The organism is Hymenobacter sp. (genome assembly GCF_036387835.1).
GTDB lineage: Bacteria > Bacteroidota > Bacteroidia > Cytophagales > Hymenobacteraceae > Hymenobacter.
The window spans coordinates 56621-76704 of record NZ_DASVSY010000073.1; the positions used below are offsets into that span (position 1 = coordinate 56621).

Sequence of the window (20084 nt, forward strand, 5' to 3'; positions counted from 1 at the left end):
CAAAATGAAGTTTAATTTTTTATTCACTGCCGCACTTCTAACGCTGTCAGTTGCCTGCTCGAAACTAGAGCCCACGCCAAGCGCCGCACCTGCCGTAACCACAACCGCGGCTGATGTCAGCGCCGCCGGCTTCCCGGAAGGCTTTGAAACCGGCACCAAAACCGCGTACACCACTGGCTCAGTCACTTTCAGCTCCGGTTCCTGGACGCTGAACGACGCGCTAGTTGGCAACACCACCGCCGATGCCAAAACCGGCAGTCAGTCGGTGCGAGTGCGCAATGTGGGCACGGTGGGCATGAACTTCAACACCACTACCGGCGCGGGTATCGTGACGGTCGGCCACGCCGTGTACGGCACCGATGCCAGCTCGCAGTGGGAGCTATGGGCAAGTCAGAACAGCGGTAACTCCTACGTGAAAGTGGGCAGCACCATCACCAGCAGCAGCGCCACGCTGAGCACAGCCTCGTTTTCGGTGAACCTGAGCGGCAGCGTGCGGCTGCAAATCCGCAAGATTTCTGGCGGCACCAATCGCATCAACATCGACAACGTGACGGTGGAGCAGTACGGCAGCGGGGGCGGCACCACGCCGCCTGCTACCGGCAGCAAGAAGTTTCTCTTCGACGGCTCGCACGGCGAGCTGGCCGGCAATGCCGATTGGGTGCTCGACGTAAACAGCGGCGTGGCTTCGCGCTACCCTTCGCCGGCGCAAAGCGGCATCACCAGCACCACCCCCGAAACCTACTGGACCGGCGCTATTTCGGCGTGGGGCGTGGCGCTGGCCAAGCAAGGGCACACGGTAGAGCAGCTACCGGCCGGCACGGTCATCAGCTACGGCAACACCGCTAACCCGCAGGACCTGAGCTACTACAGTGTATTCGTGGTCGATGAGCCAAACACCATCTTCACGGCCGCCGAGAAAACGGCCATCCTGCGGTTTGTGCAGAACGGCGGCGGCTTGTTCATGATTTCCGACCACGACATCTCGGACCGCAACAACGACGGCTACGACTCCCCCGACATCTGGAACGACCTGATGCAAAACAACTCGGTGCAAGCCAACCCCTTCGGCTTCTCGGTGAACCTCGACAACATCGTGGAAAACAGCAGCAACGTGCGCACCGGCACCAACCCAATTCTGAACGGCTCGCAGGGCGCCGTGTCGCAGCTCTCGTTCCACAACGGCGCCACCATGACGCTCAACCCCACCGCCAACAGCACGGTGCAGGGCCTGATCTGGCGCAGCTCGGCCACGCAGGGCAACAACTTGGCTATGGCCGCCAGCAGCACCTTCGGCTCGGGCCGCGTGGTAATCATCGGCGACTCCTCGCCCGCCGACGACGGCACCGGCTCGCCCGGCAACACCGTGTACGACGGTTGGGGCGAAAACGTAAGCCACCCGCGCCTGCACCTCAACGCCTCACTCTGGCTGGCTAAGCTGCAATAGAGCGTTGCTCGTTTCTTGTGTTCTGATTCCGAGGAAGTCCTGCCGCTTGCAGGGCTTCTTTTGTTTGGGTGGTTGCTGACGCCAGAGCTCTGCGTTCCTCTGCGCTTTTGCTTTGCGAAACCCTGCGGTAAACGACGCCTGCAAGGATACTAGGGTTCTACTGAGGGGCTTGTTACCTTACCGCCCCCATTCAAGTCCCAAATTCCCATGAAATCGTACCACTTCCTGTTGCCGGCGCTGGTGGCTAGTCTGCTGGCTACTCCTGTTGCGCAAGTTCAAGCCAGCGCCCATCTAGCCAGTCCACCAACTGCTCCTGCCGAAAAGCCGGCCGGCATCACCCGCATCGACCCGACTTTTTGGTGGGTAGGCATGAAGAACCCGAAGCTTCAGCTGCTGGTCCACGGTCCTGGCATAGCCAACAGCACCGCCAGCTTGCGCTACGAAGGCGTGACGCTGGACGGCACGCAGAAGCTGGAAAGCCTCAACTATCTGATAGTCAACCTCACCATCAGTTCCACCGCCAAACCCGGCAAGCTGAAGTTGGAATTCAAAGGCGCTAAGAACTTCAGCTACAATTACGAGCTGAAAGCTAGATCCACGCCCGGCGACAAAAGCCAGGTGCAGGGCCTGACCACGCAGGATTTCATCTACTTCCTGATGCCGGACCGGTTCTCGAACGGCGACCCCAAGAACGACTACATCAAAGGCATGCGGGCGCCCGCCGCGGCCCGCGACTCGATGTACAGTCGCCACGGCGGCGACCTGAAGGGCGTAGCCAACCACTTCGACTACTTCAAAACGCTCGGCGCAACGGCCCTCTGGCTCACGCCCATCGTAGAAAACGACCAGCCCAAGGCCAGCTACCACGGCTACGCCCTCACCGACTACTACAACGTGGACCGCCGCTACGGCACCAACGAGGAGTACCGAACCTTTGTGCGCAACGCCCACCAGAACGGCCTGAAAGTGGTGCAAGACGTGGTGCTCAACCACATGGGCTCCCAGAGCTACTTGTTCCGCGACCAGCCCGCCAAAGACTGGTTTCACCAGTGGCCCACCTTCACGCGCAGCTCCTTCCGCGACGCGGCCTTCAACGACCCACACGGCTCTCAATATGACCGAAAGCTGTTCGGCGAAGGCTGGTTCGATACCACCATGCCCGACCTCAACCAGAGCAATCCGCTGGTGGCTACCTACGTCATCCAGAACAACCTGTGGTGGGTGGAAAACACCGGCATCGACGCCTACCGCATCGACACCTATTCCTACTCCGACCGCAACTTCCTGATGCAGTGGGGCAAGGCAGTGCTCGATGAGTATCCGCAGCTCGGCATGTTTGGGGAAACGTGGGTGCAGGGCACGGCGCAGCAGGCCTACTTCGCCCGCAACATCCTGCCATCTACTGACGGGTTCAAGAGCAACCTGCCCGGCGTCACGGACTTTCAGCTGCAATACGCTATCAACGAGGCCCTAACCAAGGACGCCGGCTGGACGGAAGGCATTGCCAAGCTCTACTACACGCTGCACGACGACTGGCTCTACGAAAACCCTATGCGCAACGTGGTTTTCCTCGACAACCACGACATGAGCCGCTTCTATTCGGTGATAGGCGAGGATTTCGCTAAGTACAAGATGGGGCTGGCGTGGCTGCTCACCACCCGCGGCATCCCGCAGCTCTACTACGGTACCGAGGTGCTGATGAAGAACTTCTCGAACCCCGATGGCAAAGTGCGCGAGGATTTTCCCGGCGGCTTTCCCGGCGACAAAAAGAACCTGTTCACGTCCCGCTCCGGCCAGGAGGCCGAGGCGTTCGACTATGTAAGCAAGCTGGCCAACTACCGCCGCACGCACGAGTTTTTGCACGCCGGCAAGCTCATGCAGTTCATCCCCGACCAGGGCGTATACACCTATTTCCGCTACTCGGATGCGGGCACGGTGATGGTGATGATGAATTCCAACAAAGACGAGAAAACCGTGGACATGGCGCGGTTTGCGGAACGGCTGAACGGGTTTTCTTCCGGCGTGGAAGTGACCACAGGGGCGGCAATTGCGGATTTGAAAACGGTGAAGATTCCGGGGCGGACGGCTTGGGTGGTGGAGTTAAAGAAATAGTGCTTTATTTATAGTGGTTTCACGATTCTTAGTGGCAGAAGGCGCCGAAGCTCACTGCTAGCTGCCTAGTTGCTGGAATCGTGTAGGCCTTCTGCATAACCCTCTGCGCCGTCTGTGGGCCAGCAACTCCAGCACAAATGCCCTCAGCCACGCAAACTTCTGCCCCCCACTCCGTATGAAGAAACTTGTCTTGCCGGCAATGCTTGCGTTGGCCGCTTTTACTTTTCCACTTTCGCGTATAGCTCAGCCCGTGTCCGATACTGCCTTCCTTGCGGATTCCAACACCACCGATGAGGTGCCCCAAGACAATAAGCTGGTCATTTATCAGTTGATGACTCGCCTGTTCGGCAACAAAACCGCTGTCAACAAACAATACGGTACCGTGCAGGAAAACGGCACCGGCAAGTTCAACGACATCACCGACAAGGCGCTTCAGGAAATCAAGAAGATGGGTGTCTCGCACGTGTGGTATACCGGCGTGATTGAGCACGCCACCATGACCGACTACACCAAGCAAGGCGGCCCCAGCCCCGACGATGCCGACATCGTGAAAGGCCGTGCCGGCTCGCCCTACGCCATCAAGGACTACTACGACGTGGCCCCCGACCTGGCCGTGAACGTGAAAACCCGCATGACGGAGTACGAAGCCCTCATCAAACGCACCCACGCCAACGGCCTGAAGGTGCTCATGGACTTCATCCCGAACCACGTAGCGCGCAGCTATAAGTCGGATGCCAAGCCAGCCGGCGTCATCGACCTCGGTGCCCAAGACGACAAAACCAAGGCCTTCGCGCCCAACAACAACTTCTACTACCTGCCCGGCCAGAGCCTGGTAGTACCCAAAGAAGGCAACCCACTCGGTGCCGCTCTCGGTCCGCGTGAGGACGGCAAGTTTGCGGAAACGCCTGCCAAAGCCACCGGCAACGACGTGTTTTCGGCCACGCCGAGCGTGAACGACTGGTACGAGACGGTGAAGCTTAACTACGGCGTCGATTACCAAAACAACCGCAAAACCTACTTCGAGCCCGTCCCGGACACCTGGAAGAAGATGCGCGACATCCTGCTGTTTTGGGCCAAGAAAGACGTGGATGGTTTCCGCTGCGACATGGCCGAAATGGTACCCGTCGAGTTTTGGGCGTGGGTGATTCCGGAGGTAAAAAAGGTGAAGCCCGACATTGTGTTCATTGCCGAAGCCTACAACCCCAAGGAATACCAGACCTACTTCGAGAAAGGCAAATTCGACTTCCTCTACGACAAAGTAGGCCTTTACGACGCCCTGCGCCGCCTGATGACGGAGGGCGGCAACACCGAGGAAATCACGAAAGTATGGCGCGAAGAAAGCCGCGGCTACTCGTCGCGGATGCTGCGCTTCCTGGAAAACCACGACGAGCAACGCATTGCCTCCAAGAACTTTGCCACCGACCCGCGCACCGCTATTCCGGCCATGGTAGTCACGGCTACGCTGGGTTCGGGTCCGGTGATGCTGTACTCGGGGCAGGAGGTGGCCGAGCCGGCGCTGAAGTCGGAAGGCTTCTCCAGCGAGGACGGCCGCACCACCATTTTCGATTATTGGGGCGTGCCAGAACACCAGAAATGGATGAACGGCGGCAAGTTTGACGGCGGTAAGCTCTCGGAAAGCCAGAAGCAACTCCGCGACTTCTACGTGCGCTTGCTCAACCTGAGCAGTTCGAGCGAGGCCATCCGCAAAGGTCGGTTCTACGAGCTGCAAGACGCCAACAACCTCGGCCAGAACTATGACCAGAAGCATGTGTACAGCTACCTGCGCTACACCGACAACCAGCGCCTGCTCATCGTAGTCAACTTCAGCCGCGACAAAACCACGAAGCCGACCATCCAAATCCCGCGGGAAGTGCGCCAGCGCATGGGCCTCAACCCCGACCAGTTCTGCACCTACACCGACCTGCTCAACAACACGCCGCCCACCGAATACCTCACGCTCACCTTGCCGCCCCTGAGCGCCTACGTGTTCGAAATCAAGGAGAAAGGCAAGTAGAGAGCTTACAAAAGAACGTCATGCTGAGCATGTGGCGCCTCAAGCCAGAGTGCGGTGCCGCAGTCGGAGCATGATGGGATTAGTTTGACAACGTCAGCACGCCAGATAGGGCATGACGTTCTTTTGTTAACTTATCGTTCCCTTCACCGCATTCTCACCAAAAATTCCCACCTCCTATGGCAACCGGCGTAGCGGCGGCTCCTAGCAGCACCCGCACAAAACCTCGTTTGAGCTTCTGGCAAATCTGGAACATGAGCTTCGGCTTCATGGGTATCCAGTTCGGGTTTGCCCTCCAGAATGCCAATACCAGCCGCATCTTTTCCAACCTCGGCGCCAACCCCGACGACATTCCTATTCTGTGGGTGGCGGCTCCGCTGACGGGGTTGCTGGTTCAGCCCATCATCGGCTATATGTCGGACCGCACGTGGAGCCCGCGGTGGGGGCGGCGGCGGCCGTTCTTTTTGGTAGGCGCCATTCTGGCCTCGATAGCCATGCTGATTATGCCCAACTCACCCACGCTGTGGATTGCGGGCGGCATGCTCTGGATTATGGATGCCAGCATCAACGTCAGCATGGAGCCATTCCGGGCATTTGTCGGCGACAAGCTACCGAACGAGCAGTATACCAGCGGCTTTGCTATGCAGTCGTTCTTTATTGGCATTGGGGCCGTCGTAGCGTCGTTGCTGCCTACGCTGCTCACCAAATTTGGAGTAGCCAACGAGGCCCCGGACGGCATTGTGCCCAACTCAGTGAAGTATGCTTACTACATTGGAGCCGCCGCGTTTTTCCTGTGCGTGCTCTATACGGTGTTCACCTCCACGGAGTACCCACCCGAAGACATGGAAGCTTTCGAGCGGGAGAAAAGCTCGGTTACGTTCATGCAGGGGGTGAAGGAAACCTTCTCGGGTGCTTTGCACATGCCGAAGGTGATGAAGCAGCTGGCCTTGGTGCAGTTTTTCACGTGGTTCGGACTGTTCTGCATGTGGATCTTTACCACGCTGGCCGTTACCAAGCACCTCTACGGCACCACTGATTCCAAGTCGGCGGCCTTCAATGAGGGTGCCAACTTTGTGGGCGAGGCCTTTGCCGTGTACAGTGGCATTTCGGCCGTATTTAGCTTGATGTTGCCTTGGGTTGCCCGCAAGTTTAGCCGCCGTATTACCCATATGCTGTGCCTAACGGCGGGTGGCTTGGGCCTCATGTCGGTAGCATTCATCACTGAGCCCTGGATGCTGCTCGTGTCGATGATAGGCGTGGGCATCGCCTGGACTTCCATCTTGTCGGTGCCGTACGCTATGCTGGCGGGCTCGATTCCGGCGCACAAAATGGGGCACTTCATGGGCGTATTCAACGCCTTTATTGTGCTGCCGCAGGTATGCGCTTCGTTGGGTTTGCCAGCTGTTATGAAGCAGTTCCCGAGCCTCGACCCGCTGAACGTGGTGGTGTTGGGCGGAGTGCTAATGGTAATGGGCGGCCTGCTCACCCTGCGCGTCGACGACAACGAGAAAGTGGCACTGCCCTTCACCGACGACCAGCCCATCAACCCGAGCTACGACCCCGGCGCCATCCCCAACCCAAGCCTGTAACGCGAAGCTCCGGCTTCTGCGCACGAGCGAAGCGAGTAGCTCGCGTTAGTGCGAGTGGCGCGGCGCCGCCTACTCGCTTCGCTCGTGCGCAGAAGCCGGAGCTTCGCGTTACAGGCTTGGGCGCCTCCTCCTTTTATCAGCCCTGGCCGCTTCTGCGGCCGGGGCTTTTTGTTGCTCTGTGGCTTGTTGGTCAGAGCTTATTACTGCGTGTTTATACGGATAAGCAGGTACATAAAATCAGCATTTAACCCACAGAGCCAATTCACTTAGTTGCCGTAAAAGTCAGGGAAACTAGGGCTGCGCCTTCTCCTCTCACACGGACGGTGCAGCCTTTCTTATTCCTGGCTACCTATGCTGCTTTTACTGATCTTCTTTGGTCTGTTCTTCGGACTGTTTGTTTTGTTTTTGGTTATGCTCGCGCTGGCCCGTCCCGCCCCGGTTAGCACCCAAGCCCGCCCCCGCGTAAGCATACTGATTGCGGCCCGCAACGAAGAAGCTACCATCGAACGGTGCCTCACTTCCCTGACTCACCTCAACTACCCCGCCGAGTTACTCGAAATCCTGATTGCCGACGATGCTTCCACCGACAATACGGCGGCCATCGTCGCGCACTTCATTGAAGACAAGCCACAGTTTCGGCTGCTCAGTGTGCGGCACCGCCTCGGCACGGCCCGTGGCAAAAGCAACGCCCTAGCCCACCTCTGCCGCGCCGCTACCACCAACTACTTCTTGCTCACCGACGCCGACATGGCTCTCGCCCCCGATTGGGTGCAAACTATGCTGGCCGCCACCGAAACCGATAATGTAGGCGTCGTGACGGGCATTACCACCGCCAACAGCAACGTATTCGGCCGTCTTCAGGGCCTCGACTGGCTGTTCGGTCTCAACCTCATCCGGCTGCTTTCCGATGCTGGCGTGCCCGTTACCTCCGTTGGCAACAACATGCTCGTAACGCGGAAAGCCTACGAATCTATTGGGGGCTATGAGGCGCTGGCCTTCAGCATCACCGAGGATCTGCAACTCTTCTCGCGCATTGTAGCGCAAGGGTGGGGTTTCCGCAACCTCTGCGACCCGCGCGTGCTCGGCGTAACGGTGCCGCAGCCTACCATGCGCCACTTGCTCTGGCAGCGTAAGCGCTGGATGAAAGGTGCCGTCCGCCTGCCGGGCCAACTGTCCATGCTATTCGCCTTCTATGGTGCCTTCTACCCCCTCCTGTTTTGGCCGGGCGTGCTGTCGCCCCTGATGATTCTCGGGCTATATACCACTAAAGTTATGTGTCAGACGCTGTTCCTGGCCATTACGCTCCGGCAAGTAGGCCGCCGCGAATCGTTGGGGCTGCTGCTGCTCTACGAGCCTTACCTCTGCTTCATGTCGCTGGCCGTAATTGGCTATACGCTCTGGCCCGGCTATATCCAATGGAAACAGCGCCGCTACCAGTGGGCAGAAGGGTAGCCTCACCCCCCGGCCCCCTCTCCCGTGGAGCGGGGCCGGGGGGTGAGGCTACCTCCCCGCCAAGCTTTTCTCCCGCGTCGCCTTGAACTCCGAGCCGGGTTTCCACTTGGGGAAGGTGCTTTCGTCGGCTAGGCGCTGGCCGATGCGGAAGAGCAGGCGCGCGTCCTGCTCCATGCCGCGCAAGTCCCACTTGGGGTCGTACTCGTCGGAGGGCTGGTGGTAGTTTTTGGCGGTGTAGGTTTGCATCTGTTGGGCGGCGTAGTCCTTGCCCCGGGCGCGGCTGTCGAAGGCACCTTTGGCATCGAGGGCAGGCACCCCCACGAAGGCAAAGCTGAAGTGGTCGGAGCGGTAGAAGCTGCCTTTTTCGGGGTGCTGGTCGGGCAGGATGTAGCGATTCTGCTCTTTGGCGGCGTCGCGGGCGTAGTCGTCCAATTCCGACTGGCCGTAGCCGATAACCGTCAGGTCGCGCATGGGACCGAAGGCGGCCAGGGCGTCCATGTTCAAGTCGGCCACGGTTTTCTTGAGCGGGAATACGGGGTGGGCGGCATAGTAGGCGGAACCTAACAGGCCCTGTTCCTCACCAGTTACAGCCAGAAACACGATGCTCCGACCGGGCGCTTTGGGCAGTTGCGTGTAGGCTTTGGCAATACTAAGCAGCGCGGCGCAGCCACTGGCATTGTCCACGGCGCCGTTGTGGATAGAGTCGCCGTTGATGGCGCCCCCGATGCCGAGGTGGTCCCAATGGGCGGTATAGATGATGTACTCGTCGGCGCGGTTGGCGCCGGGCAGCACGGCCAGCACGTTTTTGGAAGCCGTGCGGCGCAGCTTGTTTTTCACGCTGGTGCTCATAGTCAGGCTGCCAAGCGGACGGGCCCTGAAGCCCGGTTTATTGGCCGCGGCATAGGCTTCCTCGTACGACTGCCCGGCGGCCGTAAACATCTTCTTGGCGGCATCCAGCGTCATCCAGCCTTCAATCACGCACTTGCTGGCGCCTTTGTCGGCGCGCTGCGGGCGGAGCTTGGCGCCGGAGTAGCTGCTTTGCACCACCGACCAGGGGTAGGCGGCCGGCTCGGTGTCGTGCACGATGAGCAAGCCGGCGGCGCCCTGGCGGGCGGCTTCCTCGTATTTGTAGGTCCAGCGGCCGTAGTAGGTCATGGCCTTGCCCTTGAAAAGCGTGGTGTCGTTGCCGGCATTGCCGGGGTCATTGACCAGCACGACCACCGTTTTGCCTTTCACGTTGAGGCCCGCGTAGTCGTTCCACTTGTATTCGGGCGCTACTACACCGTAACCGGCAAACACCATTTCAGAATTCTGCAGCGCTACGGCAGGCTTTTCCTGCTGCGTAAAGGCCACGTAATCGGTCTTGTAATTGAGCGTGATAGGGCCACCTTTGCCACCGCTTATCTGCATGGTAGGAGCGGGTTGGCCGGTAATCTCCACCAAGGGCACGTTTTGAAAGTAGGTGCCATCGGGGCCGGGTTTCAGACCAAGCTTTCGAAACTGGTCGGTGAGGTAGGCCACGGTTTTCTCCTCGCCCACCGTGAACGGCTTGCGGCCCTGAAACTCATTGGAAGCCAACACCTTGATTTGCTCCCCGATGTAGGTTGCCGTAATCCCATCGGGCGGCGACACAATGGCGGTATCAGTAGGAGCGGCAGCAGAACCACCAGCTTCCGACGACGAAGTGGACTTGCTCTGGCAACCGGCCAACGCCGCGAGTACCAGCAAACAGGAAACAGAAATGCGCATACGACAGAATAGGTGAAGAAGCTATTTAAACAAGAAGAATAAACAGAAAAGACTCTCATGAAAGCGGGGAAATTGAGGTGCAACTCATCTCTCTGTCTCTGCTATGAAAGTCCTCCCAAGATATTATCTACACCTGAATTTCATCGTATTTACGGCGACGTTCCAGTATCCTCCCCATGCAGGTAAAATTTTGGAATGGCTAGAAGCAGCAGTTTGTAAAATCAAACCGGCTGTCAGTGCGCTATCTGTTCCGTAGGCAAGTTCACTGGTAAGCCTTTCATTTGTATTTGCAAAGCTTCTGCTACCAATCGGTGGCACAAGCAGAAACTTCAGACCCCAATCAAAATTCTGCGTGCTCATGAATATTTACTTATTTCGGCGATGGCGCAACAATCACCTTGTTATTAAAGCAAACATCTCTTTATATAAAGAAAATACTTACTTTATTTATCACGAAGCTTATACTTTAATGCATCATAATTTATAGGAAATTCAGTCCAATTATTATCTCCACGCAAGAGTATAAATCTATCATTCTTGTAGTTAGTCTCGAATAGAACTATGCCTTCTTCTTTGATTAATTTTCTAACTCCTATAATTCGATACTGGAGCTTTTCCTTAGTAGTAGAATTATAAACCAAGGCCATTGTATCCAAAGAACGGCTAAGCTTGTATACTTCTGTATCTCCAACCAAATAAGTGTAATTACTGTTTACCGAAGGAATTGGCTTTAGAAAGAATGGATCAGTAGCAGGCCCTTTTTTTATTTTTCTAACGAAATTCCGTTTTACTTCAGCTTTGTAATTTACAGGAACAAGAGAGGTTAATCTGCTTTTTTCAATATCAAATTCATAAGGACCACTTTTCATAAATTGTTCATCAATGAAATGGATGCACATATATAATTTTCTTTCTTCATTATCTAGAGTAATTCCGCCCGATATGTTGTAGGCAGTGAAATTGGCTTCTTTACGTGTGATTTTAGTATCTATAGCAAAAGAATACAGCTCCATTAATCTAGGTCTAGCAGAAGTTACAGGAGATGATTTTCCGTAATCATTGGCAGCGATAAAATAAATCTTGTTCTCTCTCTGAGAAAATGCAATAGAGATTATTATTTGATTTACTCTAACTAATGTTGTGCTCCTTAATTCATTAGATTCTCGTGATTTTATAACACAAAACATTCTATTTGATTGTGTTTCATTCTGCACAAAGAATATATTTTCTCCATTTTTACTTATATCATAGGTTATAAGATTTTCTAAACTATCATTTTTAAGAAATAGATTTATTGATGGATATTTTAAATTATTTTTGTATAAATAACTAAAGTGTTTAAAATAAGCTGAGATTAGAAGTTCATTATTAGAACCAAAAGTTTGAAAGCCTGTGACTTTATATTGCTCTTGTCTATATACCTTACACTCAACACAAAGGAATAAAATTAAAACTTTACAAATCATTATAATAAAATTGTAATATTTTTTCATGGCATTAGTAAATATTTTAAATTATCAATAAATTTTAACAGAATAAAGTAAATAAACTAAGCTTTACATTATTGAAGACAGCTCAGAAGCCTATATAAAATTTGCCCGCACCCTAAGGTGTCGAAAATGTCGCAAAAAGCTTTACTCGGAATCAGTCCTTGAACAGGCGGAACGACGAAGCCTGCGCTTCGCGTGTCGTTGCTGACCTCTGCACCGCAACAACGACTATCGTTCCACGAGGCGCGAAGCGCAGGCTTCGCGCTACAGCCTCTGATTAACTACTTAGATTAGCTTCTAGCGGCTTTGCAGCCACTCCTGCGCGGCTTGCTCTTCCGTAAACACGCGCATGGCCATGCTGGTGTACACCGAATCGGTGGCCATTTCCTGAGCCAGACGCTGGCTTAGCGTTTCGGCGTGGTAGGGCAGCACAAGGTAGGCGAGGCAGGGCCGGATGCCGGGCAGGGCGTCGGTTAGCTGCTCGCGGAAAGACGTAACCACCCACCGCAGGTCGACGATGTCAGCTAAACCCCGGCTGCGCAGATCAACCAACCAGCGGCCAACTTTCTCGCGCCGAGCTAGTTCTAATGCCGCTAGATACCCTGCCCGGTGCTCCTCCGAAGTGGCCGGACGGGTCCAACGCATAAACACCTGGCCTAAATCGGGGCGGTGAGAAAGGAGCAGGTATTCGAGGTTAGTGACGAGCATGAGAGCAGCAAAAGCCGGTAAATATAAGTGCCAATTGTATTAGTCAAGCTATGCTGCCTTTATGTAATTATGATGAAAAACTACTTTTCTGATATTCCTCTTCTACTAAAAATCACGGCGACCTTCAGCGTGGCATCTATTTAATTGAAAAGTGCTGTTTCGATTAAAACAGGTGCTGTTAATTGAACCTGCCCCGTGCGTCTTTTGCCGTCTTGCCTACGTCTGTCGACTGCTTATCTTCACAGCATAGTTTTCCTTTTTCCTTTAGTAATACCATATGACCTTGAAACCTATTTGGCTGTTGGGGCTAGGACTGGCCTTAGCGCTGCCGCCTGCCTCGGCTCAGCAAAAACCAGCCGCCAAGCCGGCCTCAGCCACCACCGGCGGCACTCGCCTTGTTGAGAAAGTAACCCGCAAAGGCTCGGAAGTGGTAATTCCGTACGAAAAGTACGTGCTGCCCAATGGCCTCACGCTGCTGATCCACGAAGACCATTCCGACCCGCTCACCCACGTCGACGTGACTTACCACGTCGGCTCGGCGCGGGAACAGATTGGCAAGTCGGGGTTTGCCCACTTCTTCGAGCACATGATGTTCCAGGGCTCCGACCACGTCGGCGACGAGCAGCACTTCAAGCTGGTGTCGGCGGCCGGTGGCACGCTCAACGGCTCCACCAACCGCGACCGGACCAACTACTTCGAGACGGTGCCCAACAACCAGCTGGAAACGGCGCTGTGGCTGGAAGCCGACCGCATGGGCTTCTTACTGGATGCCGTAACGCAACAGAAGTTCGAGGTACAGCGCTCCACCGTGAAAAACGAGCGGGGCCAGAACTACGACAACCGTCCCTACGGCCTGGCCAGCGAGAACATCTCGAAAACGCTTTATCCGTACGGCCACCCGTACAGCTGGCTCACCATTGGCTACCTCGAAGACCTGGACCGCTCGGACGTAAACGATCTGAAAAACTTTTTCCTGCGCTGGTACGGCCCCAACAATGCCACCCTGACGGTGGGCGGCGATGTGAAGCCGGCCGAAGTAGTGAAGATGGTAGAGAAGTACTTCGGCCCGATTAAGGCGGGTCCGGCCGTGCAGAACATGAAGCTGCCCGAGCCCGTGCTGACTGCCGACCGGTACGTTAGCTACGAAGACAACGTGCGCTTCCCGATGCTGCAAATGGTGTTTCCAACCGTGCCGCAGTATCACCCCGATGAAGTAGCCATTGACGCGCTGGCCGAAATAATTGGGGGCGGCAAAACGTCGTTGCTCTACAAAAACCTGGTGAAACCCCAGAAAGCGGTGCAGGCCCAGGCCTACCACCCCAGCTCGGAGCTGGCCGGCGAGTTCACCATCACCAGCCTGAGCTTGCCGGGCAAAGGCCTCGACAGCATGGAAGTGCTGGTGCGCCGCACCCTGGCCGAGTTCGAGAAAACCGGCGTTACCGACGATGACGTTGCCCGCTTCAAAGCCAGCCGCGAAACCGACCTGATCAACGGCCTGAGCAGCGTGAGCGGCAAAGTAAGCCAGCTGGCGGCGTTCCAGACCTATACCAACAACCCCAACCGCCTGCCCGTGGAGCTGCAACGGGTGCGGGCCCTCACCAAGGCCGACGTGCAGCGCGTGTACAACCAGTATATCAAAGGCAAGCACGCCGTGATACTGAGCGTGGTACCGAAAGGCGCCGGGAAGCTGGTGGCCAAAGCCAACAACTACACGGCCAGCAAAGAAGGCTACAAGGCCCCGAAAGACGAGTACAGCGGCCTGAAATATGCCAAGGCTACCGACAGCTTCGACCGGAGCAAGCAGCCCGGCAGCGGCGCCAACCCCGTGGTGCAAGTGCCCGCCGTATGGCGCGAAGACTTCGAGAACGGCTTGCGGGTGATGGGCAACCGCAACACCGAAATTCCGACCGTAACCATGCTGCTGACCTTGCGCGGCGGCCACCGGCTGGAGCAGGCCATGCCCGGCAAAGCCGGCATAGCCTCCCTCACGGCTGCCATGCTGAATGAAGGCACCCAGAAGTACACCGGTGAGCAATTCACCGCCGCCCTCGACCGCCTCGGCAGCACTATCCGGGTGTACGGCGGCGACGACAATACGCAGGTAGTGGTAAGCAGCCTCACCAAAAACCTGCCCGCCACGCTGGCCTTGCTGGAAGAAGTGCTGCAACACCCGCGCTTCGATCCGGCTGATTTCGACCGGGTGAAAAAGCAGACCCTGGAAGGCATTGCCAACCAGAACACGCAGCCCGTGGTCATTGCCAACAAAACCTACGCCCGCCTGCTCTATGGCCCTACCGAAATCATGAGCATTCCGGTGTCGGGTACCGCTACTACGGTGCAGAGCCTCACGCTCGACGACGTTAAGAAATTCTATGCTGAAAACTACGCGCCCAACGTGAGCTACCTCACGCTGGTAGGCGACATAGACCAGAAAACGGTGGTGCCGCGCCTGACCTTCCTGAAAACCTGGCCCCGCAAGAACGTCACGCTACCCGCCGGTACCCCTGCCCCGCAGCCCGACAAAACGCGCATCTACTTCGTGAACAAAGATGCCGCCGCGCAGTCGGAAATCCGGGTGGGCTACCTTACTAATTTGCCCTACGACGCTACCGGCGAGTACTACCGGGCTTACCTGGCCAACTACATTTTGGGTGGCGCCTTCAACTCGCGCATCAACCTGAACCTGCGCGAAGACAAAGGCTACACCTACGGCGCCCGCTCCGGCTTCCAGAGTTCCCGCTACGTGGGGCCGTTTACGGCGCAGGCCGGCGTGCGGGCCGATGCCACGGCGCCTTCGGTGAAGGAGTTTATGAACGAAATCAAAAACTACCGCAACGGCGCCACCGACGAGGAATTGCAGTTCCTGCAAGCCTCAGTAGGCCAGCAGGATGCGCTGCGCTACGAAACCGGTCAGCAGAAAGCCGCCTTCCTCGGTCGCCTGCTCGAGTACGACCTGCCCAACGACTACGTGCGCCAGCAAAGCGAAATCCTGAAAAACCTGAAGCGCGAAGACCTGCAAGCCAGCGCCCAAAAGTACTTGCCCGCCGACAACATGTACATTGTGGTGGTCGGTGACCGGGCCAAGGCTTTTCCCGGCCTGAGCGAGCTAGGCTACGAAGTGGTAGAGCTGGACCTGGAAGGCAACCGCGTAGCCGCCCCGGCTACTGCCACCGCCGCGCCCGCCACGTCTGCTACGCCGGCTCCTGACGCTGCCACCGCCGAGAAGATGAAGATGGTAACCAAGGACGCTAAAGGCAAAAAGGAGAAGCGCAAGCAGAAAACCAACGAAGATGGTACTGCCGGCAAAGGCAAGTAATTGCTGACAGCCGCTTATCTAACAAAAAGCCCGGTTCGGAAACGAGCCGGGCTTTTTGCTTTTGTGTACCAGCCATACACTTCACCAACGGCTTCTCTGTTTGCCTTGATCCTATATCAAATTGATAAGAGCATCTACGTTACCTGCCATGCTGAGCCTGCCGAAGCATCTCGAATGCTGACATTACCAAGCTAACCGTCACGTCATGCTGAGCGTAGTCGAAGCATCTCGCTCGAACCGTTGAGTTAGTACCACAACCTCAGCACGCGAGATGCTCCGGCTTCGTTGCACTGCGCTCAGCATGACATTTTAATTGTGTTGGCAACGCTGGATGCTTCGATATGCCTCAGTATGGCAGGATGCTTTGGTAACCTGAATAAATAATCCGATGCTTCAGTGAAGGAGCGTTGGATAAAGTAAGAGGACCCTTCTAAAATTCATATTACTCGTATTGAGGGTTACTAAGAGGCTGTTTGCTTACGTGTTGGAAGTCATCGAACGGTGTAGAGACGCCTCTTTGCGTCTCGTCGTTGAACAAAATCGGCGGGTTGGTGCGGGTGCCGAGACGCAAAGAGGCGTCTCGGCACCGTTCTGATCACTCTTTGGCTAATGCAAACAGCTTTTAAGTACTTAGTAGCTAGCTTGATTCAGTTCTTGAACTCCGCTAGCTGAAGCATGTTCTGCACTTGTCGGAACCGGCCGGGGGCAAACCCGGTTCTACCGGCGGGGGCGTGCAGCCCGTACGCTTATTCTGTATCTTTCCCGGGCTGTTAATGGCCTTTGGATATCTTATGCCTGTGTCGCAAGAATCAACTTCTACCTCCACGGCTCTGCGGGAAGTGCTGGCCCGCCTCGAAGCCTTCAAGCGCAAGTTCTATCTGTCTCTGCTGGTGCGTGGTGCGCTAGTGGCGGGGGCCTTGCTGCTTAGTTTGTTTCTGGTTCTAAACACGCTCGAATACTTCCTCTACCTGCCTACTTGGGTGCGCGGGGGCTTGTTGTTCGGCTTTTTAGGACTGGCTATCTACGCCTTTATGCGCTGGATCTGGCAGCCGCTGGCCGCCCTCACCAACCTGCGCCGCCTGCTCTCCGACGAGCAAGCCGCGTTGCGCGTGGGCGAACTATTTCCAGATATCCAAGACAAGCTCCTGAACGCGCTGCAGTTGCAAGACAAAGCGCAGGGTAACGCCTTGATTGCTGCTAGCTTGGAGCAGCGCGCCGGGCAGCTGGCCGGTTTCAGGTTCGAAGAAGGCATTGATATTCAAAAGCAAACCCGGCCCCTCTGGAAATATGTGGCTATTCCGGCGGCCGTAATTATGCTGGTGCTGCTGGTGTATCCGGCCTTGTTTGTGCAGGGCACCGAGCGACTGCTCAACTACCGTCAGAAATACGCGCCCCCGGCGCCGTTTGCGTTTGTGGTAGAAAACAAAGACCTCACCGCTTTCCAGGGCGAAGACTACAAGCTGGATGTGCGCGTGGAAGGAGCAGTGCTGCCCAACGAAATCAGCATTGTGTATGGCGGCCGGGAGCGGCGTCTAACCAAAGAGCGTGGCAACCACTTCAGCTACCAGTTTCAGCAGTTGCAGCGCGATGTGCAGTTCCAGCTCAGCGCCGCCAGCGTAGTGTCCAACGACTACGACCTGACCCTGCGCCAACGTCCCAACCTGCGCGACTTTTCGGTGCAAGTGACGTATCCCGCCTACATCGGCAAACCCGCCGAAACCGTCCGCAACACCGGCAACCTCACGGTGCCCGAAGGCAGCACCGTCCGCTGGCAGTTCGCCACCCAGGCCACTGAGCAGTTGCAACTGCTCTTTAAAAGCCCCGACGAAACCGTAACGGCCCAGGAAGCCGGCGAAGATTTTACGGCCTCGCGCAAAGTAATGCGCACCCAAAACTACGCGGTGCGCCTGCAAAATCCGGCCAGCCTCAACCGCGACCCTATCGAGTACCAGCTCACCGCCATTCCCGACCAGATTCCGGAAATCAGCTTCGAAAGCTTCTCTGATACCACTTCGCTGCGCTACCTCGCGCTCGGCGGCTCGGTGCGCGACGACTACGGCCTTTCGCGCTTGCAGCTGCACTACCGCATCACGAGCAAGGGCCGGCCTAATGCCCCATTCCAAGCGCGGGCGCTGCCGCTAACGGGCGGCACGGCCCAAACCTATGCCTATCAGTGGGATTTGCGCCCGCTTAAAATGCAGCCCGGCGACCGGCTCGAATACTTTGTGCAGGTGTGGGACAACGACGGTGTGCACGGACCTAAATCGGCGAAGACGCGGGCGGCGGAGTTCCGCTTGCCGAGCCGCCAGGAGTTGCGCGAGCAGTTGAACTCGCAGTCGGAGTCGGTGCAGAGCCAGTTGAGCAAATCGGCAGAGCAAAGCAAGAAATTGGAGCGCGAACTAGCCAAAAGCCAGGACAAGCTTAAGACCAAGCGTGAACTGAACTTCCAGGACAAGAAGCAGCTCCAGGACATGCTCGAGCAAAAGCAGCAGATGGATCAGCAGATGGCGGACATGAAAAAGATGTTCGATGAGCTGACTCAGAAGCAAGACGAGCTAGACCCTAAAAGCCAGGAGCTGGCCGAGAAAGCCAAGGAGCTGCAAAAGCTGATGGATAGCCTGCTCGACCCCGAAACCAAGAAGCTGTATGAAGAGCTGCAAAAGCTGCTGGAAAAGCAGCAGGACATGACCCAGCCTGACATGCAGAAGCTGCTGCAACAGCTCGAAAACAAGGAAAACACCTTGCAGAAAGAGCTGGAGCGGGCCCTCGAAATGTTCAAGCAGCTACAGTTCGAACAGAAGCAGGAAGAAACCTTGGATAAGCTGCAGGAGCTGGCCAAAGAGCAGGAAAAGCTGGCCGAGGAAACGCAGAAAAACGACAAGGAAAACGCCGACAACAAAGAGAGCAAGCAGCAGCAACAGCAGAAGCAGGAAGAGCTGCAAAAAGAGCAGCAGCAAAACCAGCAGCAGTTCGACGAGCTGAAAAAAGACCTGCAGGACCTGAAGAAGATGGACGACCAGCTCGGCAACGAAAACGAAGCCGACGAGATGAAGCAGGAGCAGCAGCAGGTGGATGAGCAGATGGAGGAAAGCGAGCAGCAGCTCTCGAAAAACCAGAACAAGAAAGCCAGCCAGAGCCAGCAGCAAGCCGCCAAAAGCATGAAGCAAATGGCTCAGAAGATGCAGAATCAGATGAGCGAGGAAGAGCAGGACCAGCAGCAGGAAAACATCGACGACCTGCGCGACATCCTCGAAAACCTGCTCAAGCTCAGCTTCGACGAGGAAACCCTGATGAAGGACTTCCGCAAAGTCGACCAGTCCGACCCGCGCTTCGTGCAGCTCGGCCAACAGCAGCGCAAGCTCCGCGACGACGCGCAGATAGTGGAAGACTCGCTTTACTCGCTTGCCAAAAGAACCTTCCAGATTCGCAGCTTCGTGACGGGCCAGGTGAACATGATGAACGACCACATGGACGGGGCGCTCAACCAGATCCGGCAGCGCAACGTGGGTATGGCTACCAGCCAGCAGCAGCTAGCCATGACCAGCATGAACAACCTGGCCCTGATGCTTAACTCGGCATTGCAGCAGATGCAGCAAGAGCAGCGCGAGAGCATGGGCCAGCCGCAGTCCGGCGAAGGTAAACCCGGCAAAAAGAAAAAGGGGCAGAAGTCGGGCGACGGGCAGTCGGGCCGCATGGGCAAGATGCAGGAGCAGCTCAACCAGCAAATCCAGCAGCTGCAGCAGAGCGGCAAGCAAGGGCGCGCCCTCAGCGAAGACTTGGCCAAGCTAGCCGCGCAGCAGCAGATGCTTCGGCAGGCGCTGCAGGAGCTGGAAAAACAACAAAAAGGCGGTAAACCCGGCGGAAAAGACGGCAAAGGCGAGCAAGGAGGCGGCGGGACCGGCGAATTGAAAAAAATGATGGAACAAACGGAAACCGACCTCGTAAACAAACGGCTAACGGAGCAGACGGTCATGCGCCAGCGTCAAATTCTGACTCGCTTGCTCGAAGCCGAGAAATCGGCGCGGGAACGGGACCAGGATGATAAGCGGGAGGCGCAAACCGCCCGGACGCTTCCGCCCGTATTTCCTCCTGCCTTCGAGCAGTATAAACGCCAGAAAGACCGCCAAACCGAGCTTCTTCGTACTGTTCCTACTACTCTCACGCCTTATTATCAACGGGAAGTCAGCGAGTATTTCCAGAAAATGAAATAGCG

General features: G+C 56.3%; 10 protein-coding genes. 7 read left to right on the forward strand and 3 right to left on the reverse strand.

Annotated elements, in window-relative coordinates; genetic code table 11:
* The first annotated feature begins 4 nt into the window (after nt 1–4).
* From VF639_RS14050 to VF639_RS14070, 5 genes are all read left to right on the forward strand, one after another.
* The gene (locus tag VF639_RS14050) at nt 5–1444 is read left to right on the forward strand and encodes a hydrolase (RefSeq protein ID WP_331146549.1); all 1440 of its coding nucleotides are present in this window, start codon (nt 5–7) and stop codon (nt 1442–1444) included.
* Between the two features lie 207 nt (nt 1445–1651).
* A complete protein-coding gene (locus VF639_RS14055) occupies nt 1652–3556 on the forward strand; it encodes a glycoside hydrolase family 13 protein (RefSeq protein WP_331146550.1) in 1905 nt (634 codons plus the stop codon).
* A gap of 175 nt (nt 3557–3731) precedes the next feature.
* A complete protein-coding gene (locus VF639_RS14060; protein ID WP_331146551.1) occupies nt 3732–5570 on the forward strand; it encodes an alpha-amylase family glycosyl hydrolase in 1839 nt (612 codons plus the stop codon).
* A 176-nt stretch (nt 5571–5746) separates the two neighbouring features.
* Nucleotides 5747–7156, forward strand: a complete 1410-nt coding sequence (locus tag VF639_RS14065) for an MFS transporter (RefSeq protein WP_331146552.1) — start codon at nt 5747–5749, stop codon at nt 7154–7156.
* Nucleotides 7157–7507: 351 nt separating this feature from the next.
* A complete protein-coding gene (locus VF639_RS14070; protein WP_331146553.1) occupies nt 7508–8608 on the forward strand; it encodes a glycosyltransferase in 1101 nt (366 codons plus the stop codon).
* Between the two features lie 48 nt (nt 8609–8656).
* Here the strand turns inward: VF639_RS14070 and VF639_RS14075 are convergent, their stop codons facing one another.
* The 3 genes from VF639_RS14075 to VF639_RS14085 all read right to left on the reverse strand — a co-directional run bounded on the left by VF639_RS14075 (nt 8657) and on the right by VF639_RS14085 (nt 12555).
* Nucleotides 8657–10357, reverse strand: a complete 1701-nt coding sequence (locus VF639_RS14075) for a M28 family metallopeptidase (RefSeq protein WP_331146554.1) — start codon at nt 10355–10357, stop codon at nt 8657–8659.
* Nucleotides 10358–10800: 443 nt separating this feature from the next.
* The gene (locus tag VF639_RS14080; protein ID WP_331146555.1) at nt 10801–11850 is read right to left on the reverse strand and encodes a hypothetical protein; all 1050 of its coding nucleotides are present in this window, start codon (nt 11848–11850) and stop codon (nt 10801–10803) included.
* 294 nt (nt 11851–12144) lie between these two features.
* Nucleotides 12145–12555 carry a hypothetical protein gene (locus VF639_RS14085; RefSeq protein ID WP_331146556.1) on the reverse strand — a complete coding sequence of 137 codons (411 nt, stop codon included), beginning with the start codon at nt 12553–12555 and terminating at the stop codon, nt 12145–12147.
* Nucleotides 12556–12832: 277 nt separating this feature from the next.
* On the opposite strand from VF639_RS14085, the gene VF639_RS14090 reads away from it, so the two are divergent.
* Both VF639_RS14090 and VF639_RS14095 read left to right on the forward strand, forming a co-directional pair.
* Nucleotides 12833–15871, forward strand: coding sequence for a M16 family metallopeptidase (locus tag VF639_RS14090; protein ID WP_331146557.1), 3039 nt, complete (start codon nt 12833–12835; stop codon nt 15869–15871).
* Nucleotides 15872–16662: 791 nt separating this feature from the next.
* Nucleotides 16663–20082 (forward strand): DUF4175 family protein, encoded by a 3420-nt coding sequence (locus VF639_RS14095; RefSeq protein ID WP_331146558.1) that lies wholly within the window; start codon nt 16663–16665, stop codon nt 20080–20082.
* The last annotated feature ends 2 nt before the right edge of the window (nt 20083–20084 follow it).

What these genes read in the sequence shown, in the direction of transcription:
- VF639_RS14050 (WP_331146549.1), top strand. Translation starts at nt 5, where the DNA reads ATGAAGTTTAATTTTTTATTCACTGCCGCACTTCTAACGCTGTCAGTT.
- VF639_RS14055 (WP_331146550.1), top strand. Translation starts at nt 1,652, where the DNA reads ATGAAATCGTACCACTTCCTGTTGCCGGCGCTGGTGGCTAGTCTGCTG.
- VF639_RS14060 (WP_331146551.1), top strand. Translation starts at nt 3,732, where the DNA reads ATGAAGAAACTTGTCTTGCCGGCAATGCTTGCGTTGGCCGCTTTTACT.
- VF639_RS14065 (WP_331146552.1), top strand. Translation starts at nt 5,747, where the DNA reads ATGGCAACCGGCGTAGCGGCGGCTCCTAGCAGCACCCGCACAAAACCT.
- VF639_RS14070 (WP_331146553.1), top strand. Translation starts at nt 7,508, where the DNA reads ATGCTGCTTTTACTGATCTTCTTTGGTCTGTTCTTCGGACTGTTTGTT.
- VF639_RS14075 (WP_331146554.1), bottom strand. Translation starts at nt 10,357, where the DNA reads ATGCGCATTTCTGTTTCCTGTTTGCTGGTACTCGCGGCGTTGGCCGGT.
- VF639_RS14080 (WP_331146555.1), bottom strand. Translation starts at nt 11,850, where the DNA reads ATGAAAAAATATTACAATTTTATTATAATGATTTGTAAAGTTTTAATT.
- VF639_RS14085 (WP_331146556.1), bottom strand. Translation starts at nt 12,555, where the DNA reads ATGCTCGTCACTAACCTCGAATACCTGCTCCTTTCTCACCGCCCCGAT.
- VF639_RS14090 (WP_331146557.1), top strand. Translation starts at nt 12,833, where the DNA reads ATGACCTTGAAACCTATTTGGCTGTTGGGGCTAGGACTGGCCTTAGCG.
- VF639_RS14095 (WP_331146558.1), top strand. Translation starts at nt 16,663, where the DNA reads ATGCCTGTGTCGCAAGAATCAACTTCTACCTCCACGGCTCTGCGGGAA.